This window comes from Bacteroidota bacterium, from assembly GCA_017303905.1.
Lineage (GTDB): Bacteria > Bacteroidota > Bacteroidia > B-17B0 > Aurantibacillaceae > JAHEYG01.
In genome coordinates this window covers 693810-718627 of sequence record JAFLBH010000001.1, presented here as the reverse complement: position 1 = coordinate 718627, position 24818 = coordinate 693810, and the positions used below count along the sequence as shown (strand labels likewise).

22 protein-coding genes are annotated in these 24818 nt (G+C 36.6%); 15 read left to right on the top strand and 7 right to left on the bottom strand.

Annotated elements, in window-relative coordinates; genetic code table 11:
• Positions 1–7 precede the first annotated feature (7 nt).
• Positions 8–616: a SirB2 family protein gene (locus J0L69_03015; protein ID MBN8692136.1), complete on the bottom strand. Its 609-nt coding sequence runs from the start codon at positions 614–616 to the stop codon at positions 8–10.
• Between the two features lie 59 nt (positions 617–675).
• Here J0L69_03015 and J0L69_03010 point away from each other — a divergent pair, with 59 nt between their 5' ends.
• The 3 genes from J0L69_03010 (at position 676) to J0L69_03000 (ending at position 5476) form a co-directional block, all read left to right on the top strand.
• Positions 676–3723, top strand: coding sequence for an amidohydrolase family protein (locus tag J0L69_03010; GenBank protein ID MBN8692135.1), 3048 nt, complete (start codon positions 676–678; stop codon positions 3721–3723).
• Position 3724: 1 nt separating this feature from the next.
• Positions 3725–5011 carry an amidohydrolase family protein gene (locus J0L69_03005; GenBank protein ID MBN8692134.1) on the top strand — a complete coding sequence of 429 codons (1287 nt, stop codon included), beginning with the start codon at positions 3725–3727 and terminating at the stop codon, positions 5009–5011.
• An 81-nt stretch (positions 5012–5092) separates the two neighbouring features.
• Positions 5093–5476 (top strand): hypothetical protein, encoded by a 384-nt coding sequence (locus J0L69_03000; GenBank protein ID MBN8692133.1) that lies wholly within the window; start codon positions 5093–5095, stop codon positions 5474–5476.
• 65 nt (positions 5477–5541) lie between these two features.
• Here the strand turns inward: J0L69_03000 and J0L69_02995 are convergent, their stop codons facing one another.
• Entirely contained in the window at positions 5542–6924 is a 1383-nt protein-coding gene (locus J0L69_02995) for a T9SS type A sorting domain-containing protein (protein MBN8692132.1), read from the bottom strand.
• A gap of 117 nt (positions 6925–7041) precedes the next feature.
• Between J0L69_02995 and J0L69_02990 the strand changes: the two genes are divergently transcribed.
• The 12 genes from J0L69_02990 to J0L69_02935 all read left to right on the top strand — a co-directional run bounded on the left by J0L69_02990 (position 7042) and on the right by J0L69_02935 (position 19612).
• The gene (locus tag J0L69_02990; GenBank protein MBN8692131.1) at positions 7042–8052 is read left to right on the top strand and encodes an NAD(P)/FAD-dependent oxidoreductase; all 1011 of its coding nucleotides are present in this window, start codon (positions 7042–7044) and stop codon (positions 8050–8052) included.
• A gap of 72 nt (positions 8053–8124) precedes the next feature.
• A complete protein-coding gene (locus J0L69_02985; protein ID MBN8692130.1) occupies positions 8125–10368 on the top strand; it encodes a transglycosylase domain-containing protein in 2244 nt (747 codons plus the stop codon).
• A 44-nt stretch (positions 10369–10412) separates the two neighbouring features.
• Positions 10413–11126 (top strand): CoA transferase subunit A, encoded by a 714-nt coding sequence (locus J0L69_02980; protein ID MBN8692129.1) that lies wholly within the window; start codon positions 10413–10415, stop codon positions 11124–11126.
• A gap of 14 nt (positions 11127–11140) precedes the next feature.
• The gene (locus tag J0L69_02975) at positions 11141–11797 is read left to right on the top strand and encodes a CoA transferase subunit B (GenBank protein ID MBN8692128.1); all 657 of its coding nucleotides are present in this window, start codon (positions 11141–11143) and stop codon (positions 11795–11797) included.
• Between the two features lie 56 nt (positions 11798–11853).
• Positions 11854–12396 (top strand): hypothetical protein, encoded by a 543-nt coding sequence (locus tag J0L69_02970; protein ID MBN8692127.1) that lies wholly within the window; start codon positions 11854–11856, stop codon positions 12394–12396.
• Between the two features lie 2 nt (positions 12397–12398).
• Positions 12399–13814, top strand: a complete 1416-nt coding sequence (locus J0L69_02965) for an FAD-dependent oxidoreductase (GenBank protein MBN8692126.1) — start codon at positions 12399–12401, stop codon at positions 13812–13814.
• Positions 13814–15376: a glycosyltransferase family 39 protein gene (locus J0L69_02960; protein MBN8692125.1), complete on the top strand. Its 1563-nt coding sequence runs from the start codon at positions 13814–13816 to the stop codon at positions 15374–15376. Before J0L69_02965 ends, J0L69_02960 begins: the two co-directional genes overlap by 1 nt.
• Before the next feature lie 115 nt (positions 15377–15491).
• Positions 15492–16895 carry a hypothetical protein gene (locus J0L69_02955; protein ID MBN8692124.1) on the top strand — a complete coding sequence of 468 codons (1404 nt, stop codon included), beginning with the start codon at positions 15492–15494 and terminating at the stop codon, positions 16893–16895.
• A complete protein-coding gene (locus J0L69_02950) occupies positions 16861–17625 on the top strand; it encodes a glycosyltransferase family 2 protein (GenBank protein ID MBN8692123.1) in 765 nt (254 codons plus the stop codon). Before J0L69_02955 ends, J0L69_02950 begins: the two co-directional genes overlap by 35 nt.
• Positions 17603–17971 carry a DUF2304 domain-containing protein gene (locus J0L69_02945; protein ID MBN8692122.1) on the top strand — a complete coding sequence of 123 codons (369 nt, stop codon included), beginning with the start codon at positions 17603–17605 and terminating at the stop codon, positions 17969–17971. The genes J0L69_02950 and J0L69_02945 overlap by 23 nt, the downstream gene beginning before the upstream one ends.
• Complete coding sequence (locus tag J0L69_02940) at positions 17958–18782, top strand: polysaccharide deacetylase family protein (protein MBN8692121.1); 825 nt, start codon at positions 17958–17960, stop codon at positions 18780–18782. Before J0L69_02945 ends, J0L69_02940 begins: the two co-directional genes overlap by 14 nt.
• Positions 18782–19612, top strand: coding sequence for a GNAT family N-acetyltransferase (locus J0L69_02935; protein ID MBN8692120.1), 831 nt, complete (start codon positions 18782–18784; stop codon positions 19610–19612). Before J0L69_02940 ends, J0L69_02935 begins: the two co-directional genes overlap by 1 nt.
• Here the strand turns inward: J0L69_02935 and rpoN are convergent, their stop codons facing one another.
• The 5 genes from rpoN to J0L69_02910 form a co-directional block, all read right to left on the bottom strand.
• Positions 19613–21103: an RNA polymerase factor sigma-54 gene (gene rpoN, locus J0L69_02930; GenBank protein MBN8692119.1), complete on the bottom strand. Its 1491-nt coding sequence runs from the start codon at positions 21101–21103 to the stop codon at positions 19613–19615.
• A gap of 2 nt (positions 21104–21105) precedes the next feature.
• A complete protein-coding gene (locus tag J0L69_02925; GenBank protein MBN8692118.1) occupies positions 21106–22380 on the bottom strand; it encodes a tyrosine--tRNA ligase in 1275 nt (424 codons plus the stop codon).
• 85 nt (positions 22381–22465) lie between these two features.
• Entirely contained in the window at positions 22466–23263 is a 798-nt protein-coding gene (locus J0L69_02920; protein ID MBN8692117.1) for an alpha/beta hydrolase, read from the bottom strand.
• 2 nt (positions 23264–23265) lie between these two features.
• Positions 23266–24156: an LD-carboxypeptidase gene (locus J0L69_02915; protein MBN8692116.1), complete on the bottom strand. Its 891-nt coding sequence runs from the start codon at positions 24154–24156 to the stop codon at positions 23266–23268.
• Between the two features lie 9 nt (positions 24157–24165).
• The gene (locus tag J0L69_02910) at positions 24166–24786 is read right to left on the bottom strand and encodes an HNH endonuclease (protein MBN8692115.1); all 621 of its coding nucleotides are present in this window, start codon (positions 24784–24786) and stop codon (positions 24166–24168) included.
• Between the last annotated feature and the right edge of the window lie 32 nt (positions 24787–24818).

Genomic DNA, 24818 nt, shown 5'->3' with positions numbered 1-24818 from the left:
ATGAGAACTATTTACCCTTAATATTGCTTTCTACATAAGAAGAAATGGCTGCAGCTTGCTCCTCACTCATTTCAATTTTCACCATGCTTCCCTTACCATTTAAAATGGTTTGCTTAATGGCAGCGGCATCCATCACAGTTTTAGAAATATCTGCCGCACCCATGGCACCTTGTTTGCCGTCATCACCATGACACAATTTGCAATTAGCTTCATATAGTGCTTTTCCATCTGTAGAGGCAATACCTTCAGTCGGAACTGCCACTTTATGCTTACGGCTCATTTCTGCCAAACCATAACTCGCTGTAATCATTAATAACGATAATGCGGCCAAGATTTTATTTCCCTTTTTAAATCCGATAATAGCAACCGGAATAGAAGTTAATACCAACGCAATTTTTATAATCATGATGGTTTTAATTTCAGGCATCTGCGTTAACATGTAAACACCTGTAATCAAAAATAAAGTACTCACAATCATTTCAGGAATCTTAGTGACTTTAGTAAATTTTTGAAGTAAATCTTGCTTATTACTTAACAGTAAAACAGTTTTAATAACATAGATTAAAAAAAACAAGGTTACTGCTAACCAATGCGTATGTAAGAATGCTTTATACATGTGATTTTATTTTATCCAAAATTAACAATTTATATTATATTTGGATACCTTTAAAAACGATGTTAAAAAGAATATATTTTGCTGTTACTGTCTTATTTACTATAAGTTCCGCTTCAGCGCAAACCACCTTCCCTTCTAATGGGGCTCCAAATCCGGTTCACACCATTTATGCATTCACAAATGCTAATATTCATGTCGACCAGGATATAACGATCAATAATGGCGTTCTTGTGATACAAGACGGTAAAATTATTGCGGCAGCCGAAAAGGCAACTATCCCATCATCGGCTATCGTATATAATTTAAATGGAAAACATATTTATGCTTCCTTCATTGATTTATATTCCAATTTCGGATTAGCAGAAGCATCACAACCAAAAGACGGGAAAAAACAGAATGCACCAAAAGAAATCAAAAAGGGTGCTTATGGATGGAATCCGGCAATCAGAGCAGATGTAGAAGCGCATAAAGAATTTACCTACAATAAGGATAAAGCATCAGAGTTAATGAAAATGGGCGTTGGACTTGTAGTTACTTCCTCAAAAGACGGTATTGTAAGAGGAAGTGGTGCTTTAGTTCACTTAGCGAATCAAAAAGAAAATGAAGCCATAATTAAAGATAAGGCTGCAGCTTTTTACTCTTTCAAAAAAGGAAATTCACCGGAACAATATCCAGGATCACTAACCGGTGCGATGGCGCTATTGCGCCAAACTTATTACGACGCAAAATGGTATAAAGAAAATTCTGCGAAAACCGAATATAACATCTCACTTGAGGCCTTTAATTCACTTAGCACTTTGCCGGCTATATTCGACGCGGGTGATAAGTATAATGCTTTACGCGCAAACGTTATTGGAAAAGAGTTTGGCGTAAAATATATTATTAAAGGCGGAGGAAATGAATATCAACGCATCGCAGATATCCAATCGACTTATTGCAAATACATCATACCAGTTAACTATCCGGATGCTCCTGATGTAGAAGATCCTTTAGATGCCACTGAAGTTTCGCTGGCCGAATTAAAACATTGGGAATTGGCGCCTACCAATGCAGCTGCAATGGAGACTAATATGATTCCCTTCTGCTTTACAAGCGCTGATCTTAAAGATGCCAAACAATTTTTACCAAATATTCGTAAAGCCATTCTTCATGGTTTAAGTGAAAAAACCGCTTTACGCGCTCTCACTACAAATCCGGCATCGTTTATAAATCAAAGCGATAAAATTGGCGCATTAAAAACGGGCATGCTAGCCAATTTTTTTATTTCGAATAAAAATATTTTTGAAGATGACGCCATCATCTATGAACACTGGTGTAATGGTCAACAATCCGTTTTTGAGGATATGAATATGCCTGACATCAGAGGAAATTACAAATTAATTAGCAGCGATGGCAAGAATTTTTCAGTGTCAATTAAGGGTGATGCTGCAAAACCTTCCGGCGCCATAAAAATGGATACTACAAAAAAACCTCTAACCATAGTTTTCAAAAACAATCTGGCTACTTTTACTTTTCAATACGACAGTAATAAAACAGCACGACTCAGTTTAAATTACAATGCACTTAACAAAACATTTACAGGAAAAGGGCAATGGGCCAACGGTTCTTGGTTTGATTTCGATTTGAATTTTATTTCGGCTGATACTTCAAAATCTAAACCTATAGATAAAAAGAAAAAGCCGGAAATTGGAAAGGTATATTATCCATTCTCGGCTTATGGGGAACCTTTGCCTGAAAATGACGGAATTCTAAGAGATGCTCTAACTAAATTTAAAAATCGCTATGACGCCATCTTAATTAAGGATGCCACTATTTGGACAAATAATGGTGACTCCGTTTTAAAAGAGTATGATGTTTATATTACAGAAGGGAAAATAGTACGCATTGCGCCAAATATTGATGCTCCGAAACTCGCGTTTGCGAAAATTATAAATGCAAAAGGAATGCATCTCACTCCTGGAATCATTGATGAACATTCACACATCGCTTTAAGCGGAGGTGTGAATGAATGGGCACAAGCAAGTAGCGCTGAAGTACGAATGGGTGATGTAATTAATCCTGAAGACATCAATATTTATCGTCAATTATCCGGCGGCGTAACATGCGCTCAATTATTACATGGTTCCGCAAATCCTGTTGGCGGACAAAGTCAGATTATTAAACTACGTTGGGGAATGGGACCCGAAGAGATGAAGTATTACAATGCTCCGGGTTTTATCAAATTTGCACTTGGAGAAAATGTAAAACAAGGCAATAATCCTTATGGCTCTAATCGTTTTCCGCAAACGCGTATGGGCGTTGAACAAACGTATATAGACATTTTTACCAGAGCACTTGAATACAAAAAACAAAATGAAGCATTCGCAAAAACTAGCAGTAAACAAAAAGGCATTACCGTTTCTCCAAGAAAGGATATTGAATTAGATGCTATTGTTGAAATTTTAGACAGCAAACGATTTATCACCTGTCATAGTTATGTACAAAGTGAAATTAATATGTTGATGCATGTAGCGGATAGCTTCCACTTTAAGGTGAATACGTTTACGCATATTTTAGAAGGATATAAAGTAGCGGATAAAATGAAAAACCATGGCGTAACCGCGTCAACGTTTGCCGATTGGTGGGCTTATAAAATGGAAGTAATGGATGCTATTCCGTATAACGCCGCTTTGCTTACAAAAATGGGAGTAAATACTTGTATCAACAGTGATGATGCGGAAATGGGAAGGCGTTTAAATCAGGAAGCTGCGAAATCTATTAAGTATGGTGGATTAACCGAAACCGAAGCTTTAAAATTAGTGACTTTAAATCCGGCAAAAGCGCTTCGCATTGATGATAAAGTGGGAAGCATTCAAGTTGGAAAAGTGGCCGATGTGGTTTTATGGAACGATAATCCATTAAGTATTTATGCGAAAGCTGACAAAACTATTATCGATGGTCAGATTTATTTTGATCGTGAAGAAGACGCGAAACGTCGAGAAGAAATTAAAAAAGAGAAGGCGCGTTTGGTAAGTAAGTTAATCGCCGAAAAACAAAAAGGAACAAAGACAGTTAAACCTTCGGGACGTAAACAACAGTTATATCATTGTGATACTATTGAGGAATAAAATGAAAAAGATTAGATACATTATTGCGTTATTAGTTGTGGTTTTACAATTAAACGCACAAAACAAAAAGAAAATTCTATTAATGAATGGCGTTGCGCACATTGGCAACGGCACCATTATTGAAAACAGTTACATTGGTATTGCAGATGGAAAAATTAATCTTGTAACAGATGCGAAAACGTCTAAAATAGATCCGTCTGCTTATGACACCATTATCCATATAGAAGGAAAACATGTCTATCCTGCTGTTATTTCTCCCAATAATATTTTAGGCTTGCAAGAAGCCGAGGCTGTTCGTCCGACTAGCGACTACAGCGAAACCGGCGGACTTAATCCGAATGTAAGAAGTTTGGTTGCGTTTAATACCGACAGTAAAATTTTACCAACCGTAAAAACGAATGGCGTGCTTTATACACAATGTACACCGCGCAGCGGACTTATTTGCGGTTCATCCTCTATTTTAGCCACAGAAGGTTGGAATTGGGAAGACGCAGTCTTAAAGGCAGATGATGGCATTCATGTAAATTTTCCAAAGTCAATACAAAAACAAGGTTGGTGGGCAGAACCGGAGCCAAGTAATAAAAACTCCAAGTTTGATGAAGAATTAAAAGCGCTTACCAAGTTTTTTGAAGATGCATCCGCATATTGTAAAACTTCTAATCCTACTGAAAAAAACCTGCGCTTTGAAGCCATGCGTTGTGTTTTTAATGGTCAATGCAATTTGTATTTAAATGCAAATACCGCAAAAGATATCATCATGGCTGTAAACTTTGCAAAGAGTTTTAATATTGCCAAACCTGTTATAATAGGCGGAAAAGAAAGCTGGAAAATTACTGCATTTCTTAAGTCAAATAAAATTCCGGTTATATTAAATCGTTTACATGATTTACCGGATCACCCAGAAGATGATATTGATATTACTTTTAAAACTCCGGCTTTACTTCAAAAAGACAGTGTATTGTTTTGTTTGCAGTTTGAAGGTGATATGGAAGCCATGCAAAGTCGCAACTTGCCTTTCTTAGCAGGCACTTCCGTTACCTATGGTTTAACAAAGGAGCACGCTTTACAATCCATCACCCTCAACACGGCAAAAATTCTTGGTATTGAAGGAATGATAGGCAGTTTGGAGGTAAACAAACTCGCTTCAATTGTTGTGTCCGAAGGTGATTTATTGGATATGAAAACGAACCAAGTTGTTTTAGCTTACATAAAAGGCAAATCTGTTAACTTAACGAATGAACAATACTTACTTTATCAGAAGTATAAAACCAAATACGGTTTAAAATAACCATCGGTCATAGAATTACCTCATTTAATACTAATTAACATTTCATGCGCAATAAAAGTATTTAACTTGTGTTGTGATTAAATGAGCGTAAAAAAACAAATAACCAGAACTGCAGAAGTTTCGATTGACAAGCAAGGATTTTTACACTTTAAAATAATTGATGGTTCTGTGATAGATGAAGAAGACGCGTTAGACAACTTACTTGTTATTAAAACCATTTCCGAAAACAAAAAAATGCTTAAGCTAATTGACTTAAGAGGGAAATGGAAAATGACTAAAAAAGCGAGAGAGGTTTCAGAAAAAAACGTATCAGCGAAAAACACGATTGCCCGTGCTTACATCATTGATGGTTTTTTAACAAAGCTATTATTAAAATTCTTCCGTTCATTCAGCTCTAATGATTGTCCGCAGGAATTTTTCACTGATGAAGAAGAAGCTGTTGAGTGGCTACTTAGAAACGAATAATCAAGAAACTACCATAAAAAAAGCCCCTTCCTTCGAAGGGGCTTTTCATTTTCATTGTTCAAATATTAGTCAACGATAATTTTTTGCGTGTGTTTTTCAGCACCTACAGTGATGTTTACAAAGTAAACGCCTTTTTGTAAATCAGATAAATCTAAAGTTAAAGTCTCACCTGTTGTAACCGCAGATGCTTTTGCAGTGCGAACAACTTGACCTAACATGTTAATTACATTAATATCACAACCTTGTTTAGCAAGAGGCAAGTTGATTTTAACTTTCCCTGAAGTTGGATTAGGATACACTTCAAATGCTCGTGGAGCATTAGTCACTTCATTTAATCCTAATGGAGCACCGCTAAATTTGAAGATACCACCTACACCTAAGTTATCACCAAAACTTCCAGCCCAAGCATTAGTGTTGTCAGCGAAATCTAATGTTAAATACTGGATGTTAGAACCACCCCAACTGTTCCAGGTAGCACCATGATCAGTTGAGTAAGAAATAACCTGATTTCCTGTACCTGCACCGGCAGAAGCAAACCAACTTGTTCCTGTAATTGGCGCGATGTCGTTTAATCCCATATTAGGATCTAATGGAGAAACTTGAGTCCAAGTAGCACCACCGTCAGTAGTTCTGTATAAACCTAAAACAGGAGAAGTTGTTGTTCCTGAATAAGCATAAGCTAAACCGTTATTTGCATCAGTAAACGCTAAATCATTAACACCTACAACAGCACCTGTAATTGTACCTACAGTCCAGTTTAAACCACCATCATTTGAATGGTAAACACGACCGTTATTTGTACCAAACCAAATATCATTAGTTCCATATTTTGTGTAGATGTTAACTAAACCATATTCTGAAGAGTTTAATGGATTTGGAATGTTTGCACCTGGAACTTTAGTCCAAGTTGCACCGCCATCAGTAGTACGATAAATTTCGTACTCACCACCAACCGGATCACCTTGAATAATACCAACTGAAGGAGTCACAAAACAAACGACATTAACGAAAGATGCGTTGTTTGTATAGCCTCCTGCAGGGGTCATGTTAGTCCAAGTAGTACCACCGTTTGTGGTTTGATGAACAGCCCCTTTATTTTGAGTTGCTTTTGTATAAGCTGATACCCAAGCTGTATTTGCATCAATAGCGTCTAAATTAGCCATTACATAAGTATTTGTATCTGCATAAACGTTTCCGCCTGCCCAAGTTGTACCACCATTGGTTGTACGTGAAAACCAGTTATAGTTTTCGTTTGGCGCTAAACCATTGTAACCAATAGCCCACACGTCGTTTGTGCTAACCGCATCTAAAAAACGAACACCCGCGTAAGGAGTAGTTCCATTGAAATTACCGGTTTGGATAATGTTCCAAAACGGACTAGGAGTAGCTTGAGCGAAGGCTCCAACAGAAAGAGCCGCAGCAGCTAAAGAAAGTAAAGTTTTTTTCATGTTTAATTATTTTTATTTAGGCTAAGATACGCATTTTAATGCAATTAAAAACAAAATTTAAGCTCCCAAAGTCCTGTTGAATGCCTATTTATACTTAAATTTGCCGAAATTTTTAAGATGATTAGTACTGATATAGCCATTATTGGAGCCGGGCCCGTGGGTTTATTCGCCATTTTCGAATGCGGATTATTAAAAATGCGCTGCCATTTAATTGATTATTTACCCCAACCCGGTGGTCAGTTATCTGAAATTTATCCTAAAAAACCCATCTATGATATCCCGGGGTATCCAACTGTATTGGCACAAGAATTGGTAGATAACTTAATGAAGCAAGCAGAGCCTTTTAAGCCATCTTTTACTTTAGGTGAACGAATTGAAAAGTTGGAGAAACGCGGCGACCGTGATTTTTTACTCGAAACTAATTTAGGAACCCAAATTCAGGCGAAATGTATTGTAATTGCGGGTGGATTAGGTTGCTTTGAACCGCGTAAACCCGAAGTAAGCGGATTAGAGAAATTTGAAAACGGTAAAGGAGTTAACTATATGATCCTTGATCCGGAAAAGTACAGAGGTAAAAAAATGGTACTGGCAGGTGGGGGTGACAGTGCTTTAGATTGGACCATCTTTTTAGCTGATGTGGCCGAGAAAGTGACCTTAGTTCATAGGAGCGAATCATTTAGAGGGGCCCCGGACAGTGTAAACAAAGTGATGAAATTAGCCGAAGAAGGAAAAATTAATTTACTGCTTAACACCAATTTAAATTCCGTAAAAGGAAACGGCCATCTCGAATCCGTTACTGTGGCAAATTCAAAATCAAACGAAACTCAGGAAATACCAACAGATTATTTGATTCCATTATTCGGACTATCACCAAAATTAGGTCCTATCGAGCACTGGGGCTTAAACATTGATAAGAATGCCATTGAAGTAAACACCGACGATTACAGCACCAATGTGGAAGGGGTTTATGCTATTGGAGATATCAACACCTATAAAAACAAATTAAAGCTGATTTTATGCGGTTTTCATGAAGCGGCCTTAATGAGTCATAGTGCGTACAAGTATATTAATCCGGGTGTGAAATACACCATGAAATATACCACTGTAAACGGTGTAAATACATTCTAAATCCTTTCACATTTATTGCACAATTATATTTCCCGCTTACAGGGAAATTGTTACTTTTGGTAAAAATTTTACGTGGCCAAAAACTCTAAATATATTGCCGGCACTTGGATGATAATATGGCTTCCGTTTCTAATCATTTTATTGATTGTTTCATTAGTCGCTAACGAAGTGTTAGGTGACCTGCCAAGTGTTGAAGAGTTACAAAATCCTAGGAGCAATCTGGCAACCGTTATATACAGCTCCGACGGAAAAGAATTAGGAAAATATTACAACGAAAATCGCGTCAACGTTACTTTCAAAGATTTAGATAAAGACCTGGTAGACGCTTTAGTTGCTACTGAAGACGCGCGCTTTTATGAGCATAACGGCGTTGATATAAAAGCCCTTTTACGTTCTGCTTCTGGTGTGTTTACCGGCGGCTCTAAAGGCGGAGGAAGTACCATTACACAGCAGCTGGCTAAGATGATGTTTCCGCGTGAAAAACTCAGCAAATTTCAATTGGTTATTCGAAAAATTAAAGAATGGGTTATTGCCACACGACTTGAAAAAAATTATACCAAAGAGGAAATCATGGCCATGTACCTCAATAAATTCGACTTTTTGAATTTAGCAGTTGGTGTTAAATCGGCTGCCAAAATTTATTTTAATTCTAATCCCGATAGTTTACGCATTGAGCAAGCTGCCATGTTAGTTGGTATGGCTCAAAATCCTTCACTCTATAATCCCATTCGTTTCGAAGAAAAAACCAAACATCGCCGTAATGTGGTTTTAAGTCAGATGTTGAAATACGGTTACATTAACCAAACACAATTCGACACTTTAAAAATTAAACCATTAGGACTTAGTTTCCGGCCGGAAGATCACAACGAAGGCCCTGCTCCCTACTTCAGAGAATACTTACGCGAAAACTTTCTAAAGCAATGGTGCGAAAATCATATTAATCCTGAAACAAAAAAACCTTACAATATTTACAAAGATGGCTTAAGAGTTTACACTACCATCGATTCACGTATGCAGCAATATGCTGAAGAAGCAGTGGCAGAGCACATGCTCGAATTACAAAAAGCGTTCATTAAAGATTGCAAACAAAAACGCAATGCACCTTTTGCCTATAACGTAAAAAAAGAAGAGATTCAGGCCATCATGACATCTTCCATGAAGCGGAGTGATCGTTATCGCGAATTAAAACAACAAGGTTTAAGCAAAGAACAGATTGAAAAAAACTTTAACACACCTGCAAAAATGACGGTGTGGAGTATCAGAGGGGAAATTGACACAACAATGACACCAATGGATAGCATTCGCTATTACAAAGGATTTCTTCAAACGGGTTTTATGGCTGTTGATCCGCAAACCGGACAAGTACGCGCTTGGGTTGGCGGCATTAATCACAAGCATTTTAAATATGATCACGTAAAAGTAGGTAAACGTCAAGTAGGCTCAACCTTTAAACCTTTTGTTTATGCCATGGCAATACAGGAAGGGTATTCACCCTGCTATCAAATGCCTTGTGTGAAAACGTGTGTAACTACAGAAGATGGTAAAGAATGGTGTCCGGATAATTCTTTTAACGCTCGTCAGAAAGCAAAGTGGGAAAACCGACTTCTCACCTTAAAACAAGCCCTTGCACTCTCTGTGAATTATATCAGTGCCGCACTCATGAAAAAATTTGGACCATACGCTGTTGTTAATCTTGCGAAACGAATGGGTATTACTTCGCATCTTGATCCTGTTCCGTCTTTGTGTCTTGGTACAGCAGATATTTCCGTATTCGAAATGGTTGGCGCTATTGCCACTTTCCCTAATCAAGGCACATTTGTTCAGCCTACATTCATTACACGTATCGAAGATAAAAACGGAAAAGTACTGGAAGAATTCATGCCACAAACCGATGAGGTGTTTAGTCCCGAAAAAGCTTATGTGATGTGTCAGCTTATGAAAGGCGTTGTGCAACACGGAACGGGTATGGGATTAGCCAAATACAAATTAGGTGCTCAAATAGGAGGAAAAACCGGAACTACACAAAACAATTCCGACGGATGGTTCATTGGTTACACGCCTGATTTAGCAGCCGGATGTTGGGTGGGGGCTGAAGACCGTAGTGTACATTTTAACAGCACTGATGTTGGTCAGGGCGCAACCATGGCTATGCCGATATGGGGGAAGTTTTTTCAAAAAGCGCTTAATGACCCAACACTAAAATTGAGCAAAGGCGATTTCGTTAAACCGGATAATTTAGGTGATATAGAATTAGATTGTGCAAAATATGAATTAGAAACAATTCCCGGAGAGGATTTTGAAGAGGGAGGATTTTAGTTGCACACTCTAAATTTTTAATTTTATAAATGATTTTTTAAGATATGATAAACAAAGTAGTAAAAAATGCCGACGAAGCCATTAAAGACATACAAGACAACATGACTTTGTTGTTGGGTGGTTTTGGTTTATGCGGTATTCCCGAAAATTGTATTTCCGCACTTGTAAAAAAAGGCGTGAAGGGATTAACCTGCGTAAGCAACAATGCCGGAGTTGATGATTTCGGTTTAGGATTATTATTGCAAACTCGCCAGGTAAAGAAAATGATTTCTTCATACGTTGGCGAAAACGATGAATTCGAGCGTCAAATGCTGAGTGGTGAATTAGAAGTTGAATTGATTCCTCAAGGCACACTAGCTACACGTTGTTTAGCCGCAGGATACGGAATGCCGGCCATTTTTACGCCTGCAGGTGTTGGAACAGAAGTAGCGATTGGTAAAGAGGTGCGTAAATTTATATTTAACGGTGTTGAAAAGGATTATTTGATGGAGTATGCGTTTGATGCGGATTTTGCAATTGTAAAAGCATGGAAAGGTGATACTGCCGGTAATTTGATTTACCGTTCTACAGCAAGAAATTTCAATCCAATGATGGCAATGGCCGGAAAAATTACCATTGCGGAAGTAGAAGAGTTGGTGCCTGTTGGAGAATTGGATCCGGATCAAATACACACACCGGGAATTTATGTGCAACGTATTTTCAAAGGTGAGAATTACGAAAAACGTATTGAACAAAGAACGGTAAGAAAGAAATCTTAATAAAATATTGAAGCATGTTAGATAAAAACGGAATAGCAAAACGCATTGCCCGCGAGGTAAAAGACGGAATGTATGTAAACCTTGGTATTGGCATTCCTACTTTAGTAGCGAACTACATCCCGCAAGGAATTAATGTTGAATTACAATCTGAAAACGGAATTTTAGGCATGGGACCATTCCCCTTCGAAGGAGAAGAAGATGCCGATTTAATTAATGCCGGAAAGCAAACAGTTACACTTTTACCTGGAGCTGTTATCTTCGATAGCGCCATGAGTTTTGGAATGATTCGCGCACAAAAAGTTGACCTTACCATTTTAGGCGCTATGGAAGTAAGCGAGAATGGAGATATTGCCAACTGGAAAATTCCGGGGAAAATGGTAAAAGGAATGGGTGGTGCTATGGATTTAGTTGCTTCGGCAAAAAACATTATTGTTGCCATGCAGCAAGTAAACAAAGCAGGCCAATCGAAATTATTACCTAAATGCGATTTGCCTTTAACCGGCATTCATTGCATTAAAAAAGTGGTAACAGAACTTGGCGTTTATGACATTCTTCCTGAAGGAGGATTTAAATTATTGGAGCGTGCTCCAGGAGTAAGTGTTGAACAAATCAAAGCCGCTACCGCCGGTAAACTAATTGTAGAAGGTGAAATTCCTGAAATGATTATTTAAACTATACAATTTTTTTGAATTTTAAACGTTTTATGAATTACGCCTTAAAGTCTATAATGAAGCATAAATTACTCGCCATTCTTTGTTTGATATTTTTTGTTTTTTCTTCGTGTGAGCAGGAAGAAGAGTTACTTAGTCAAAACTTCTCATATACTCAGGTTTTTGACATGGATAATGGTGTTACAAACACAACTTCTTATATAGAAGGCAATAATGCTCATTCCGGTAAATGGTTTAGCAGAACTGATTCATCTGTTAATTTTGGTTTTGGCTATTCATATATTTTACCAGACTCCTTAATGGGTCGTGCTGTTGACTTAAGCGTGGAAGGATGGGTTAGAACAGGTGACATAAAAAATAATTGCGAATTGGTTATTTCTGTATCTACCCCGGATAGTTTATACATTTGGGTTGGTTGTGATGTGAAAAACGCAATTAAAAATCCCAATGAGTGGACATTTGTTAGCAATAGTTTTCGTGTTGGTCCGGAAATAACTTCCAAACCAAATCTAAAATTTACCATATTAGCCCATAACGTAGATGCTAAATCATACTTCGATGTGGATGATGTTAAACTGAGTATCAAAGAAGAATTTTAATTTTGAAAGTTGCTGTAATTGGGGCAGGACCCGCAGGCATGACAGCCGGGTATGAACTTGCCAAGAGTATAAAAAATGTTGATGTATATGAAGCCGGCTCATCAGTTGGCGGAATGGCTAAAACAATTGAACTGTGGAATCAAAAAGTAGATATTGGTCCGCACCGCTTTTTTAGTAACGATACACGCGTTAATGAACTATGGTTAGAGGTTGTAGGTAATGATTATGAAATGGTTGACCGCCTCACCCGAATTTATTACAACAAAAAGTTTTTTCACTATCCTATCAAAGCCTTTAATGCTCTCTCAAATATGGGAGTTTTTAAAGCTGCGTCTTGTATGGTTTATTATGGAGTAGAAAAAATTTCTCCGACAAAAGACATCAGTACCTTCGAAGGTTGGGTAACGAACCGCTTTGGAAAAAAACTATATCAAATATTTTTTAAAACCTATACTGAAAAGTTGTGGGGAATCCCATGCGACGTGTTAGATGCTGATTTTGCCGCCCAGCGAATTAAAAAATTCAGTTTAGGTGAGGCTATTAAAACCGCATTGTTTGGCAATAGCGGAAAACACAAAACATTAGTTGATCAATTTGCCTATCCTCATGGAGGAACAGGAATTGTTTATGAACGCATGGCTCAATTTGTTAAAGACAAAGGCGGCAATGTGTTCTTAAACACACCGGTAAAGAAAGTTATTACAAAAAACGGAAAGGCTTGCGCTCTTGAATTAGAGGATGGGACAGTTAAAGAATACGACCACATTATTTCTTCCATGCCATTATCTTTAATGGTTACTCGTCTTCCCGAGGTGTCTGAGAATATAAAAGCTGCGGCACAAGATTTAAAATTCAGAAATACAATAATTGTTTACCTAAATGTACAGGCAAAAGATTTGTTTCCTGACAATTGGTTATACGTTCATAGTGCCGATTTACAAATGGGCCGATTAACTAATTTCAGAAATTGGGTTCCGCAATTATACGGTAAAGAAGAAAGCACAATTTGCGCTCTCGAATATTGGTGCTACGACGAAGATGACTTCTGGAGCAAAAGCGACAAAGAATTAATCGAACTTGGTAAAATAGAGCTAAGAAAAACCGGATTAATTGGCAACGCCGAAATAAGTGATGGTTTCGTTTATAAAATTCACAGATGCTACCCGGTATATTCTACAGGCTATAAAGAAAGATTAAAACCGGTTGAAGACTATTTAAGCAGTGTTCAAAATCTACATGTTATAGGTCGATATGGCGCATTTAAATATAATAATCAAGACCATAGTATCTTGATGGGGCGCTTAGCAGTAGAAAACATATTAAAAGGTACTCATCATAACCTGTGGGAAATTAATACCGATTACGATAGTTATCAGGAATCATCAGTCATCACAAAAACCGGATTGGAGAAAAAATAATGTTTGACAGTTATTTTTCAAATACTCAGCAATTACAAATCTTTGCTGCTTTTCTTTTAATTGTTACTTCTATATTTCTTTTTGAATTTACCAAAAAACAAAAAACAGCACTTTTAGTTTTTTTCAGTGGTATTTTAACCTTAAAATTATTTTACGCATTACTGGATCCATTCGTGCATACCTGGGATGAACAGGTTCATGCATTAGTTGCAAAAAACTTGATGAACGACTTTCTTAAACCTACCCTATTCCCTGAAAATATATTATCCTTTCATCATGAAAATTGGACCGGCAATTATATTTGGGTTCACAAGCAACCACTCTTTCTTTGGCAAATTGCACTTTCCTATAAATTATTTGGCGTTAGTGTTTTTGCATTAAGATTACCCAGTGTTATCTGTGCGACCTTAACGGTTTTTTTTGTTTACAGAATTGGAAAGAATTTTGCGAATCAAAAAATAGGATTTTATTCGGCCCTGTTTTATGGCGTTTTAAATTATATTAATGAAACCTTAGCAGCCTATTATCCAACCGATCACAACGATATCGTTTTTCTTTGTTATGTTACCGGAAGTCTTTGGGCCTTTTCAGAACATATACTCAATCCTGAGAATAAAAAATGGATCTTGCTTATTGGAGTGTTTTCGGGCCTTGCAATCTTAACAAAATGGCTTGTGGGCCTCTTAGTGTACTCCGGTTGGGCATTATATACAGCAATTAATACCCCTAAGAAATTTTACTTGCCTAAGCTTTACATCAAACATTTAAAGGCATTAGTAATTACCGCTGCTATTGCCATTCCTTGGCAAATTTATATTATCATTAATTATCCGGTTGAGGCAGCACATGAATACTCTTATAACTCTAAACATTTAACTGAGGTTATTGAAGGTCATGGTGGCAATGCCTGGTTTCACTTTGACAATCTTCAGCTCACCATAGGTCATGCAAGTATTTATTTTATATTGCTTGGCTTTTTCCTTTTACAATATTTTATCACAGACAAAAAAGTTTACTTCGTGTTGCTTTTTTATGTAAGTCTAGTTTTTATATTTTTCACTATTGCGGTCACAAAAATGCCGGCCTTTACTCTTGTTGTATATCCTTTCATCATGATGGGGTTAGCCGCTATACCACTTTACCTGATTAAATCGTTTAAAATTTTAAATTCTAAAGCCCAGAATGTAATCATGGCATTGGCATTGGTATTTATTTCGTTTATTCTTATAAAACTAGAAACCACTCAGGAACTTCACACAAAATGGAAAAAGAACCCTGTCGTTTATGCCGATCGAATTTTTTATCTAAAATGGAAAAAAACATGTAAGTATATAAAATCATTGAAGCTGGATAAATCTTATGTGGTCTTTAATTGTAATGAATTTAGGCATATTTCATTCATGTTCTATACAGATAACATTGGCATGTGGGGTTATCCGGATGCCTTCACTGTTGAAACTCTTAAATCAAAGAATAAAAAAATTGCCGTTATCAATGATGGGCATCTACCTCCTTTTTGTATTAATAATAAAGACGTACTTATCATTCATGTTCCCTCGTAATACCTTTTAGTTTCAGATTCATTCCTTAATAGCATATCAAATGAGTCTGTATAACTTCTTATTTAAAGACACATTGGTTTGGACTAACCTGTAATTTTCTTAATTTTAAACAAAAATGGACTCCATTACTAATACCGATTCTATATTTAAAAAACCAAGCATTTTACTTTTAGTATTTACGCTATGCTTTTCGGTTATCACAATGGATTTGTGGAGACATTGGCACTTAATGCATAAAGATGATCATCAGTTTTATTGGGATGTAGCGGGTTATTATTCCTATTTGCCTTCTGAGTTTATTATTCATGATTATCAACCCAATGGCAAAGAGTACCAAAAGTATCTTTTAACTTTACCAAATGGAGAAAAAATAACAAAAGGCACATATGGTATGGCCTTGCTTTATTCACCTTTCTTCGCATTAGGATATAAAATTGCTATAAATGAACATAAACCATTAGATGGATTTAGTGAACCTTTTGCAATAACATTGCACTGGGGAAGTATTTTATACGGCTTGCTTGGCTTACTGTTGTTACGAAATTTTTTGATTAAGTATTATTCTGAAAAAGTAACTACAGTTACATTAGCGATCATTTTTTTTGGCACCAATCTTTTCTATTATGTTTTATCCGCAAGCGAAATGACGCATGGATATTTGTTTTTTCTCTACTCTGCTTTTCTTTTAACCACCTATCATTGGTATCAACGTGTAACATATCTTAAAACAACTCTCCTTGGTTTACTAATTGGCGTTATTACCTTAATTCGTCCCACTGAAGTTCTTGTAGTTGTTCTTTTTTTATTTATCCACTTATCAACTTCTACAAAATTTAAAGATAGAGTCATTTATGTCTTTCAACAATACAAGCATCTATTAATTATTGTACTGCTTGCTTTTTTAGTTTGGGTGCCACAACTGCTTTTTTGGAAACAGCATACAGGGCAATATTTTTACTTTTCTTATCCTGACGAACGCTTTTTTTGGGGAGATCCTCAAATTATAAATATTTTATTCAGTTACAGAAAAGGATGGTTTGTTTATACACCATTAATTATTCTTGCCTTCGTAGGAATGATTTCAATGCAGAAAAAATACCCTACTCTTAGAAATGCTATTTTAGTCATTACAATAATTAATATTTATGTGCTAAGCTGCTGGTGGGATTGGTTTTTTGGCGGAGGCTTTGGCGGAAGAGCATTCGTTCAGCACTACGCCTACTTATCTATACCTATTGCTTCTTTATGTGAATACATTTTCGAATTGCTTCCAAAAATTAAATTCAGGTCCATTCTTCAATTACTTTTTATAATCATAATTTTTGCAGGAATCAATTTAAATATTGGCCAAACCTATCAATACAACTACGACCTTATACATTACAGTAGTATGACAAAAGAGGCCTATTGGCATAATTTTGGGCGATATAAAATTTACGGTATGCATGAAGGTAAGTACTGGCAAATTTTGTCGGAACCGGATTATGAAAAATTACATAAAGGTGAAAGAGACCAATAAACATATCAAACTTCTCATTGTCATTCCCTGTTATAATGAAGAGGAATCCATTGGTAGTTTATTACAGTCGCTTCAGTCTTTAAGTCTTCCTAATGTTTCTATCACCGCTTTGCCTGTGAATGATTGCTCAAAAGATAATACTCTTTCTGTTATCAGAAAACACACCTCCACTTACTTAAATCTTCCCGTAAATCTGGGTATTGGAGGTGCGGTACAATCCGGTTATAAATACGCATACAAAAATAAATTTGATATCGCCATTCAGTTAGATGGTGACGGACAACACCCAATTAGTGAAATTCAAAATCTCCTTCAACCTATACTAAACAATGAAGCCGATGTGGTTATTGGCTCACGCTTCATCACTAAACAAGGTTTTCAATCTTCCACTTTACGCCGAACAGGAATTAAATATTTTAAAAACCTGAATCGACTGTTACTTGGCATTACTATTACCGATAGTACATCCGGATTCCGTGCATTAAACCTAAAAGCACTGGAGATTGTAAATGATTATTATCCGGATGAATATCCCGAACCGGAAGCAATTGTGTTATACCATCTCAACAATTTAAAAATTATAGAAGCTCCTGTAGTAATGCATGAACGTCAAGGCGGCCAATCATCTATTCGATCCTTCGGAAGTATATACTACATGATGAAAGTTACACTGGGAATTTTATTCATTTATTTAAGACTAAAGCTTAATGGAAAACGTAATACCCTTTAAAATCCAAATCATCAGCATAATTGGCTCTTTGCTTTTTATGTTTTTTATTTTCCGTTTAATTACCAAAGGTAAATTGCGCGAAGAGTATTCTATTGTGTGGATATTTTGTACCATTACCTTATTAGTATTTGCCATCTGGCGTAATGGTTTAGATTTAATCGCGAAAATGCTGGGAGTATATTATGCACCCGCGTTAATCTTTTTAGGCGCCATCTTTGCCATCATTATTTTCTTAGTGCATCTGTCTGTTGTTAATTCTAAACAACACGCGCAAATTAAACTCTTAGCTCAGGAGTTAGCTCTTCTTAAAAACAAACTGGAAGAAAAAGAAAATGAAAACAAATAACACTTTTCTTTTTAGTATCGACTTAGAGGATGTTCGCGAAAATGTTGAGAATAAACATTTGTATAAAGATCGTGTTATAGAGAACACGCAGATTTATCTCAATTGGCTCAAAAAACATCAATCTAAATGTACCTTTTTTACAGTTGGAAAAGTGGCAGAGGTGCACCCTGAACTTATTCAAACTATACTTGCTGAAGGACACGAAATAGCTTGTCATTCGTATGCGCATATTCCGGTAGCGAACCAATCACCGGAAGAATTTAGAATTGACCTTTCTAAAAACATAGAGGCTCTTCAAAAGGCCGGTTGCACCACTATAAAAGGTTATCGTGCTCCAATTTTCTCAATAGACAAAAGATGTGAATGGGCGTATGAAATAATGAAGGAATTTGGAATTACTTATTCAAGTTCTGTATTGCCCGCTAAAAACCCTCTTTACGGATGGCCTGAATTTGGTCAAGAGTATAAACAATTTCCTAACGGGATAATTGAATTTCCAATAAGTCTTGATCGCTTTGGTCCTTTAAATTTACCATTCGCGGGCGGGGTATATTTCCGTGCCTTACCTGAATTTCTGATTTTAAGGTCATTTAAAAAATATTTTAGAAACAACCAGCCTGCATTAAGTTATTTTCACCCATACGATTTGGATACAAACCAGGAAAAATTCATGCATTCCGGAATTAACAATAATAAATTTTTCAACTGGTTGATGTATTACAACCGTAAAAATTTAATTAAAAGATTAGATATGGTTATTGCATTGGATGCGCGTATAACAACTTACTCAGAATTCATCAGTAAATTATAATGGAATACGTCTTTAAACAAACACAAACAGATAATGACAGCTTGAGAAAGTATTCTTCGCTGTTAAGTGCTGTATTTACTGAAACTAAAAAATATACTTTTGAATTTCTTCAATGGCAATATCTTTTAAATCCTAACGGAACCGTCATAGGCTTCGATGCTTTTTATGGTGAAGAATTAGCCGCACACTATGTTACCATTCCTGTCACCTATGAATATAAAGGAGAATTAATAAAAGGTTTATTATCACTGAACACTGCCACCCATCCTAACCATCAAGGCAAAAAATTATTTACGCAATTAGCCGAGAAAACATATGAGCTTGGAAAAAATCAAGGATACAAATTTGTAATTGGAGTGGCAAACCAAAACAGCACGCATGGATTTATTAAAAAACTTGGCTTTGATTTAATCTCAACACTGGATGTAAAAATTTATTTTGGAAATATTAAACAAATAGGTGTTACGTCCGAAATGTTTAAATCGCATTGGAACAAGGAAGCACTTAAATGGCGTACAGAAAACCCAAGCGCTTCATATTTCAGAACTCATCAATCACTTATTTGCGACACCCATATTTCGATGATAAAAGCTGTTTTAAGCAAGAGAAAAGAATGTGTTGTAAAGGAAAACATACACCCGAAAGGGAGTTTGCTTAAAATGGAAATTGGACTAAATAATTCGCCTTCTAATTTTGTGCTTGGAATCAATTTGCCACAAAAACTAAAGCCTTCTCCCTTAAATTTAATAATAAAATCACTGGGTGAATTTAATTTACCAATAACAAAAGAAAATATCTATTTTGAATTAATAGATTTTGACGCGTATTAATTATAGTCCCTTTCGCATTCTTGCTACCGGAATGTCCAGTTGCTCCCTGTACTTAGCCACTGTACGACGAGCTATATTATAGCCTTTCTCCTTTAATATTTCACAAAGTGCGTCATCGGTTAATGGCTTTTTCTTGTCTTCGTTGTCTACACAATCTTTTAAGATTCGCTTTACTTCACGAGAACTAACTTCTTCTCCACTCTCGGTACTTAAAGATTCCGAAAAAAATGTTTTTAATAAAAATGTGCCGTAAGGCGTTTGTACATACTTGCTATTCGCAACACGCGATACCGTTGAGATATCCATTCCCACTTTATCCGCAATATCCTTTAATATCATTGGCTTTAATGATGACTCATCACCTGTTGTGAAATACTCTTCCTGATATTCCATAATAGCATGCATGGCTACCATCATGGTTTGATGTCGTTGCTGTAAAGCCTCAATAAACCATTGAGCATTTTCAATTTTTGATTTAATAAACGTACTCGCTTCTTTTAAACTTTTATCTTTTTGCTTTGAGTACTCCTTCAACATTTCTATATACTCTTTGCTGATTTTTAAATCCGGTAAGTTGCGTGAATTAATACTTAACTCCGGTTTACAATCAACCACCGAAATCACAAAATCAGGTACCACTTCGGAAGCTGTCATTGCGTCTCCGGAAGAACCGGGACGAGGATTTAAATGTGTTATCTCGGCAATTACATCTTTCAGATCTTCATCATCAATATTTAACTTGCGTGTGATTTTATCGTAATGCTTTTTGGAAAAATCATCCATCATATCACGAACCACATCAATAGCTAATAATACTTCTTTGGTTTTATCTTGCTTACGATTTAATTGAATAAGTAAACACTCTTGTAGGTTTCTAGCGCCTACTCCTGCCGGATCGAACTCCTGAAGTACTTTCAAAACCTTTTCTACCGTTTGAGTATCGGTATTAATATTATTGCTAAACGCTAAATCATCTACTATCGAATCCAATTCGCGGCGCACATAACCGTCCTCATCAATACACCCAATTAAATAAAGCCCGATGGTGTATTCCGTTTCATCCAAATCACGCATGCCCAATTGCTGTTCAAGCAAGTCATGAAAATCCGGACCTTCCACCACCACAAATTCGCGTGATTCATCATCTGCCCCTTTATTACTCACTTCATACTTGTAGGAATCCATCTCCTCATCGCCCATGTAATCTTCCATCTCTACCTGGTCGTCGATACGCTCAGGTTCTTTCTCCTCAAAATCTTCTACTTCTCCATCATTCTCATCTGTCGTTTCATTAACCGAATCTGCGTTATCATACATCTCTTCATCAGAGGCTGAATTATCATCTTCTTCCAAAGCAGGATTTAATTCTAACTCTTCTTTGATTCTTTCTTCTAAAGCAAGTGTAGGCAACTGCAACAATTTCATCAACTGAATCTGTTGCGGCGAAAGCTTTTGTAACAGCTTTAAACTTTGTGTTTGCCTTAATGCCATTTTTAGTTTACTCTACACAAGAAATAATTTTTCTTTCCTTTTTGTATCAAAATATATTTTTGATTCAACGTGTGCTTCATGTCGATATTCCCCTGAATATCTTCCCATTTATTCTTATTTACGCTTACCCCACCGGCCTGCACCATCTTTCTCGCCTCACCTTTACTTGGGAATATTTTTGTTTTCTCTGCCAATAAATCTAAAAATCCAATTCCGCTGCTTAATTCGCTTTTCGATACTTCAAACATAGGTACACCATCAAACACATCTAAAAATGTGGCTTCATCTAACTTCGCTAAATCTTCTACGCTTCCTTTAAATAATATTTCAGAAGCTTCCACGGCAGCGTTATAATCTTCTTCACTATGTACACGAATCGTAATATCTTTTGCTAAGGCTTTTTGCAAATGGCGTTCATGTGGTGCTGACGCGTGTTTTTCTTCTAAAGCTTCTACTTCTTGCTTTGAAAATAAGGTGAAATACTTGATGTAAGTTTTTGCATCCTCATCGCTGGCGTTTAACCAAAATTGATAAAATTTATAGGGCGATGTCTTCTCGCGGTCCAACCAAACATTACCGCTCTCACTTTTTCCAAACTTCGTCCCGTCTGCCTTTTTAATTAATTGAGTGGTTAATGCAAAGGCTTCTCCTCCGCCCTTTCTGCGAACTAATTCCGTACCCGTTGTAATATTTCCCCACTGATCACTTCCGCCCATTTGCAGTTTGCAATTTTTGTTTTTATACAACCAGTAAAAATCATATCCTTGCAATAACTGATAACTAAACTCAGTAAAACTCATGCCTGTCTCCAATCGGTTTTGCACCGAATCTTTAGCCATCATGTAATTAACCGTAATAAACTTTCCTACTTCACGGATAAAATCAAGAAAGGAAAACTGTTTCATCCAATCGTAATTATTCACCAACTCTGCTCCAGTTGTTCCTGCATTAAAATCTAAAAATTTCTCTAATTGCTTTTTAATGCCCGCAACGTTTTTATTCAAAGCTTCCTCGTCCAATAAATTTCGCTCGGCTGATTTTCCACTTGGATCTCCTACCATTCCGGTAGCCCCACCAATTAAGGCAATGGGTTTATGTCCCGCTTTCTGGAAGCGTAACAAGGTCATGATTTGTGCTAAACTCCCAACGTGCAGGGAATCTGCAGTAGGATCAAACCCAATGTAGGCAGTTACTGTTTCCTTTGACAATAATTCTTCGGTGCCAGGCATAATGTCGTGCAACAAGCCTCTCCAGCGTAATTCTTCAACAAAATTCATACAATAATCTTATTGCATAAAGTTAAGAAAAATGTGCTTATTTATCTCTGAAAATGGAAAAGTAAAAAGGCTTTGTGTGAGGCAATTATCCTATGAATTGCTTAATGGCTGCGCACATTTGCGGAACCGCTTCCAGATTTAAGGTATGTCCTGCCATTGGTATTACAGCTAATTGCGAACCTGAAATATTCTTTTGTACTTCATTTGCCAGATGCACCGGCAGTAATAAATCTTTCTCGCCCTGCAATACAAGCGTTGGTGTTTTTATTTTTCGTAATTCCGGTCTGAAGTCATCTCTTCGCTTTGTTGCTTCCATGAGTTTGAATAAGGCTTCTTTTTCGCCGTTCACTTCTTGTCGCGCCTGCTTCATTAAATCAATTGGAATAAGTGGATTTTTAAAGTAGTCTTCACTTAAAACACTTGGAAGCATAATATCAAGCATAAGAGGATATCCGCCTAATTCTAATGCGCGCCACCAGGCATGTTCTATGGCGTCATAATATGGCGTTTTATGAGCGAAGGTGGAAATTAAAATTAATTTTTCGAGGCGTTGAGGATATAATACAGCAAAGTGTTGCGCTACCAAACTTCCATAGGATAATCCTGCCAGTATCACTTTACTTAATTTCAGTTCATCAATTACTGCTAATACATCTTTAGCATGAATATTAAAATCTCGCCACTCTCCTGATTTGTCGCTTTGTCCCTGAAAAATAAAATCAAGTAACACAATTTTAAAATCGTTCTTAAATGAAGGCGTCGTTAAAATCCAGGACACAGTGCTTTGTGATAAACCATTTAAAAAAACAATGGTTCTTTCACTTTGCATGTTACCATGCACTTCATAATACAAGTTTAAATTATCGTGAGTTTTACAAATCATTTTTAATACTTAAGCGTTGCGCCTTTTTTAGTCACCTTCAGTGTTGCTTTCTTTCCGAAATATAATGCGAGGTTGCGCGGAATATGTCCTGCCGGAAAATTAAAACATACCGGATACTTATATTCTTTAACCGCGTCGTAAATTATTTCTTCGGCACTTTTACCAAAAGGTATTTTGTTATCCTTCATATCACTCATCCCGCCTACAATTAAGCCCTTCAGATTTTTTAATTTACCGGAGCGTTTTAATTGCAACATCATTCGATCAATATGATACAGATATTCATCCAAATCCTCAATGAATAATATTTTATTTTTTGTGTTGATATCGGAAACCGAACCACTCAACGCATACAATAAGGATAAATTCCCCCCAACAATTTCAGCTTGCGCTACGCCATTTCTGTTTAACTTAAATGCTTCCGTTTCGTATTCTTGCTTTTCACCAAATAGTATTTTTCGTAAACTTTCGGTGGCTTCTTCGTTTTGCGCAAATTGAAATGGCATAGTTCCATGAATAGAGGCAATGCCCAAATTAGTTAAATGACTCTGCAAAACAGTTGTGTCACTATAACCAATTACCCATTTGGGTTTCTTTTTAAAATCAGAAAAATCAATCGCATCAATAACACGAATGGTGCCGTAACCACCTCTGGCAATAAAAACCGCTTTAACATCTTCGCTGTCTAATGCCCATTGTAAACCACGTGCGCGCTCAGTATCCTTGCCGGCAAACTGATCTTGTTCTTTAAATAAGTTAGGAGCAAAAACGACTTTGAGTCCCCAATTTTTTAAAATTTGTAATGAGGGCTCTAATTCGCTTTTAGAAATTTTTCGGGCAGTAGCAGCAATGGCCACAACATCTCCCTTCTTGAGTAACGGGGGAGTTTTCACGGCTGATGCTTATTTAGCGTTTTGCTTGGCTTTTTTGTAAGCTAAGTATTTCTTGTGATCAGGCTCACCTTTCACTTTTATCTTGTACCAAAACTCACCACTCTTAATGCGGTAAATATTCATCTCTGATACACCAAACGCGTCTGCAATTTGTTTTAATGTACGCTTACGTTTAGGATTCCAGATTTCTTCTTTAATACGACGAACTTTTGCTTCGGTAAGTACTTTTGAATAATCACCGTCTTGCAATACACGCTCTTTTAAGGCACGTTTAACAGCCGGACTCGACTTACGGTGTTCCACTTGCTGCTCTAGTGTTACCCACTTTAAGTTAGAAGCGTTGTTATTGCCTTTATTATGATCTAAGTGAATGACATATTCGTGTTTTGGACTTGGTCTTTTCACAAATGACTCTGCCACTAAACGATGTACAAACAATGATTTTTTTACACCAAACATTCGCAAACTGATGCAATGATAATCTTCAATTCGTTTTGCTTTTAATTTTTTTGCCTCTTTAGGGTTATCGTAATAACTGGAAAGTTTTCCTGTATTAGACACCAAATATTTCTTCTGTAGTTTCACCTTTTTCGGAAACTCGATGAGCTTCCATTTTTCTGCGTTTGACATTGTAATAATTTTTTATAATTAATAAAACTTAA

Bases quoted from the DNA above. Each gene is read 5' to 3' on its own strand.
- J0L69_03015 (MBN8692136.1), bottom strand. From the start codon at position 616: ATGTATAAAGCATTCTTACATACGCATTGGTTAGCAGTAACCTTGTTT.
- J0L69_03010 (MBN8692135.1), top strand. From the start codon at position 676: ATGTTAAAAAGAATATATTTTGCTGTTACTGTCTTATTTACTATAAGT.
- J0L69_03005 (MBN8692134.1), top strand. From the start codon at position 3,725: ATGAAAAAGATTAGATACATTATTGCGTTATTAGTTGTGGTTTTACAA.
- J0L69_03000 (MBN8692133.1), top strand. From the start codon at position 5,093: ATGAGCGTAAAAAAACAAATAACCAGAACTGCAGAAGTTTCGATTGAC.
- J0L69_02995 (MBN8692132.1), bottom strand. From the start codon at position 6,924: ATGAAAAAAACTTTACTTTCTTTAGCTGCTGCGGCTCTTTCTGTTGGA.
- J0L69_02990 (MBN8692131.1), top strand. From the start codon at position 7,042: ATGATTAGTACTGATATAGCCATTATTGGAGCCGGGCCCGTGGGTTTA.
- J0L69_02980 (MBN8692129.1), top strand. From the start codon at position 10,413: ATGATAAACAAAGTAGTAAAAAATGCCGACGAAGCCATTAAAGACATA.
- J0L69_02975 (MBN8692128.1), top strand. From the start codon at position 11,141: ATGTTAGATAAAAACGGAATAGCAAAACGCATTGCCCGCGAGGTAAAA.
- J0L69_02970 (MBN8692127.1), top strand. From the start codon at position 11,854: ATGAAGCATAAATTACTCGCCATTCTTTGTTTGATATTTTTTGTTTTT.
- J0L69_02960 (MBN8692125.1), top strand. From the start codon at position 13,814: ATGTTTGACAGTTATTTTTCAAATACTCAGCAATTACAAATCTTTGCT.
- J0L69_02955 (MBN8692124.1), top strand. From the start codon at position 15,492: ATGGACTCCATTACTAATACCGATTCTATATTTAAAAAACCAAGCATT.
- J0L69_02950 (MBN8692123.1), top strand. From the start codon at position 16,861: ATGAAAAATTACATAAAGGTGAAAGAGACCAATAAACATATCAAACTT.
- J0L69_02945 (MBN8692122.1), top strand. From the start codon at position 17,603: ATGGAAAACGTAATACCCTTTAAAATCCAAATCATCAGCATAATTGGC.
- J0L69_02940 (MBN8692121.1), top strand. From the start codon at position 17,958: ATGAAAACAAATAACACTTTTCTTTTTAGTATCGACTTAGAGGATGTT.
- J0L69_02935 (MBN8692120.1), top strand. From the start codon at position 18,782: ATGGAATACGTCTTTAAACAAACACAAACAGATAATGACAGCTTGAGA.
- rpoN (MBN8692119.1), bottom strand. From the start codon at position 21,103: ATGGCATTAAGGCAAACACAAAGTTTAAAGCTGTTACAAAAGCTTTCG.
- J0L69_02925 (MBN8692118.1), bottom strand. From the start codon at position 22,380: ATGAATTTTGTTGAAGAATTACGCTGGAGAGGCTTGTTGCACGACATT.
- J0L69_02920 (MBN8692117.1), bottom strand. From the start codon at position 23,263: ATGATTTGTAAAACTCACGATAATTTAAACTTGTATTATGAAGTGCAT.
- J0L69_02910 (MBN8692115.1), bottom strand. From the start codon at position 24,786: ATGTCAAACGCAGAAAAATGGAAGCTCATCGAGTTTCCGAAAAAGGTG.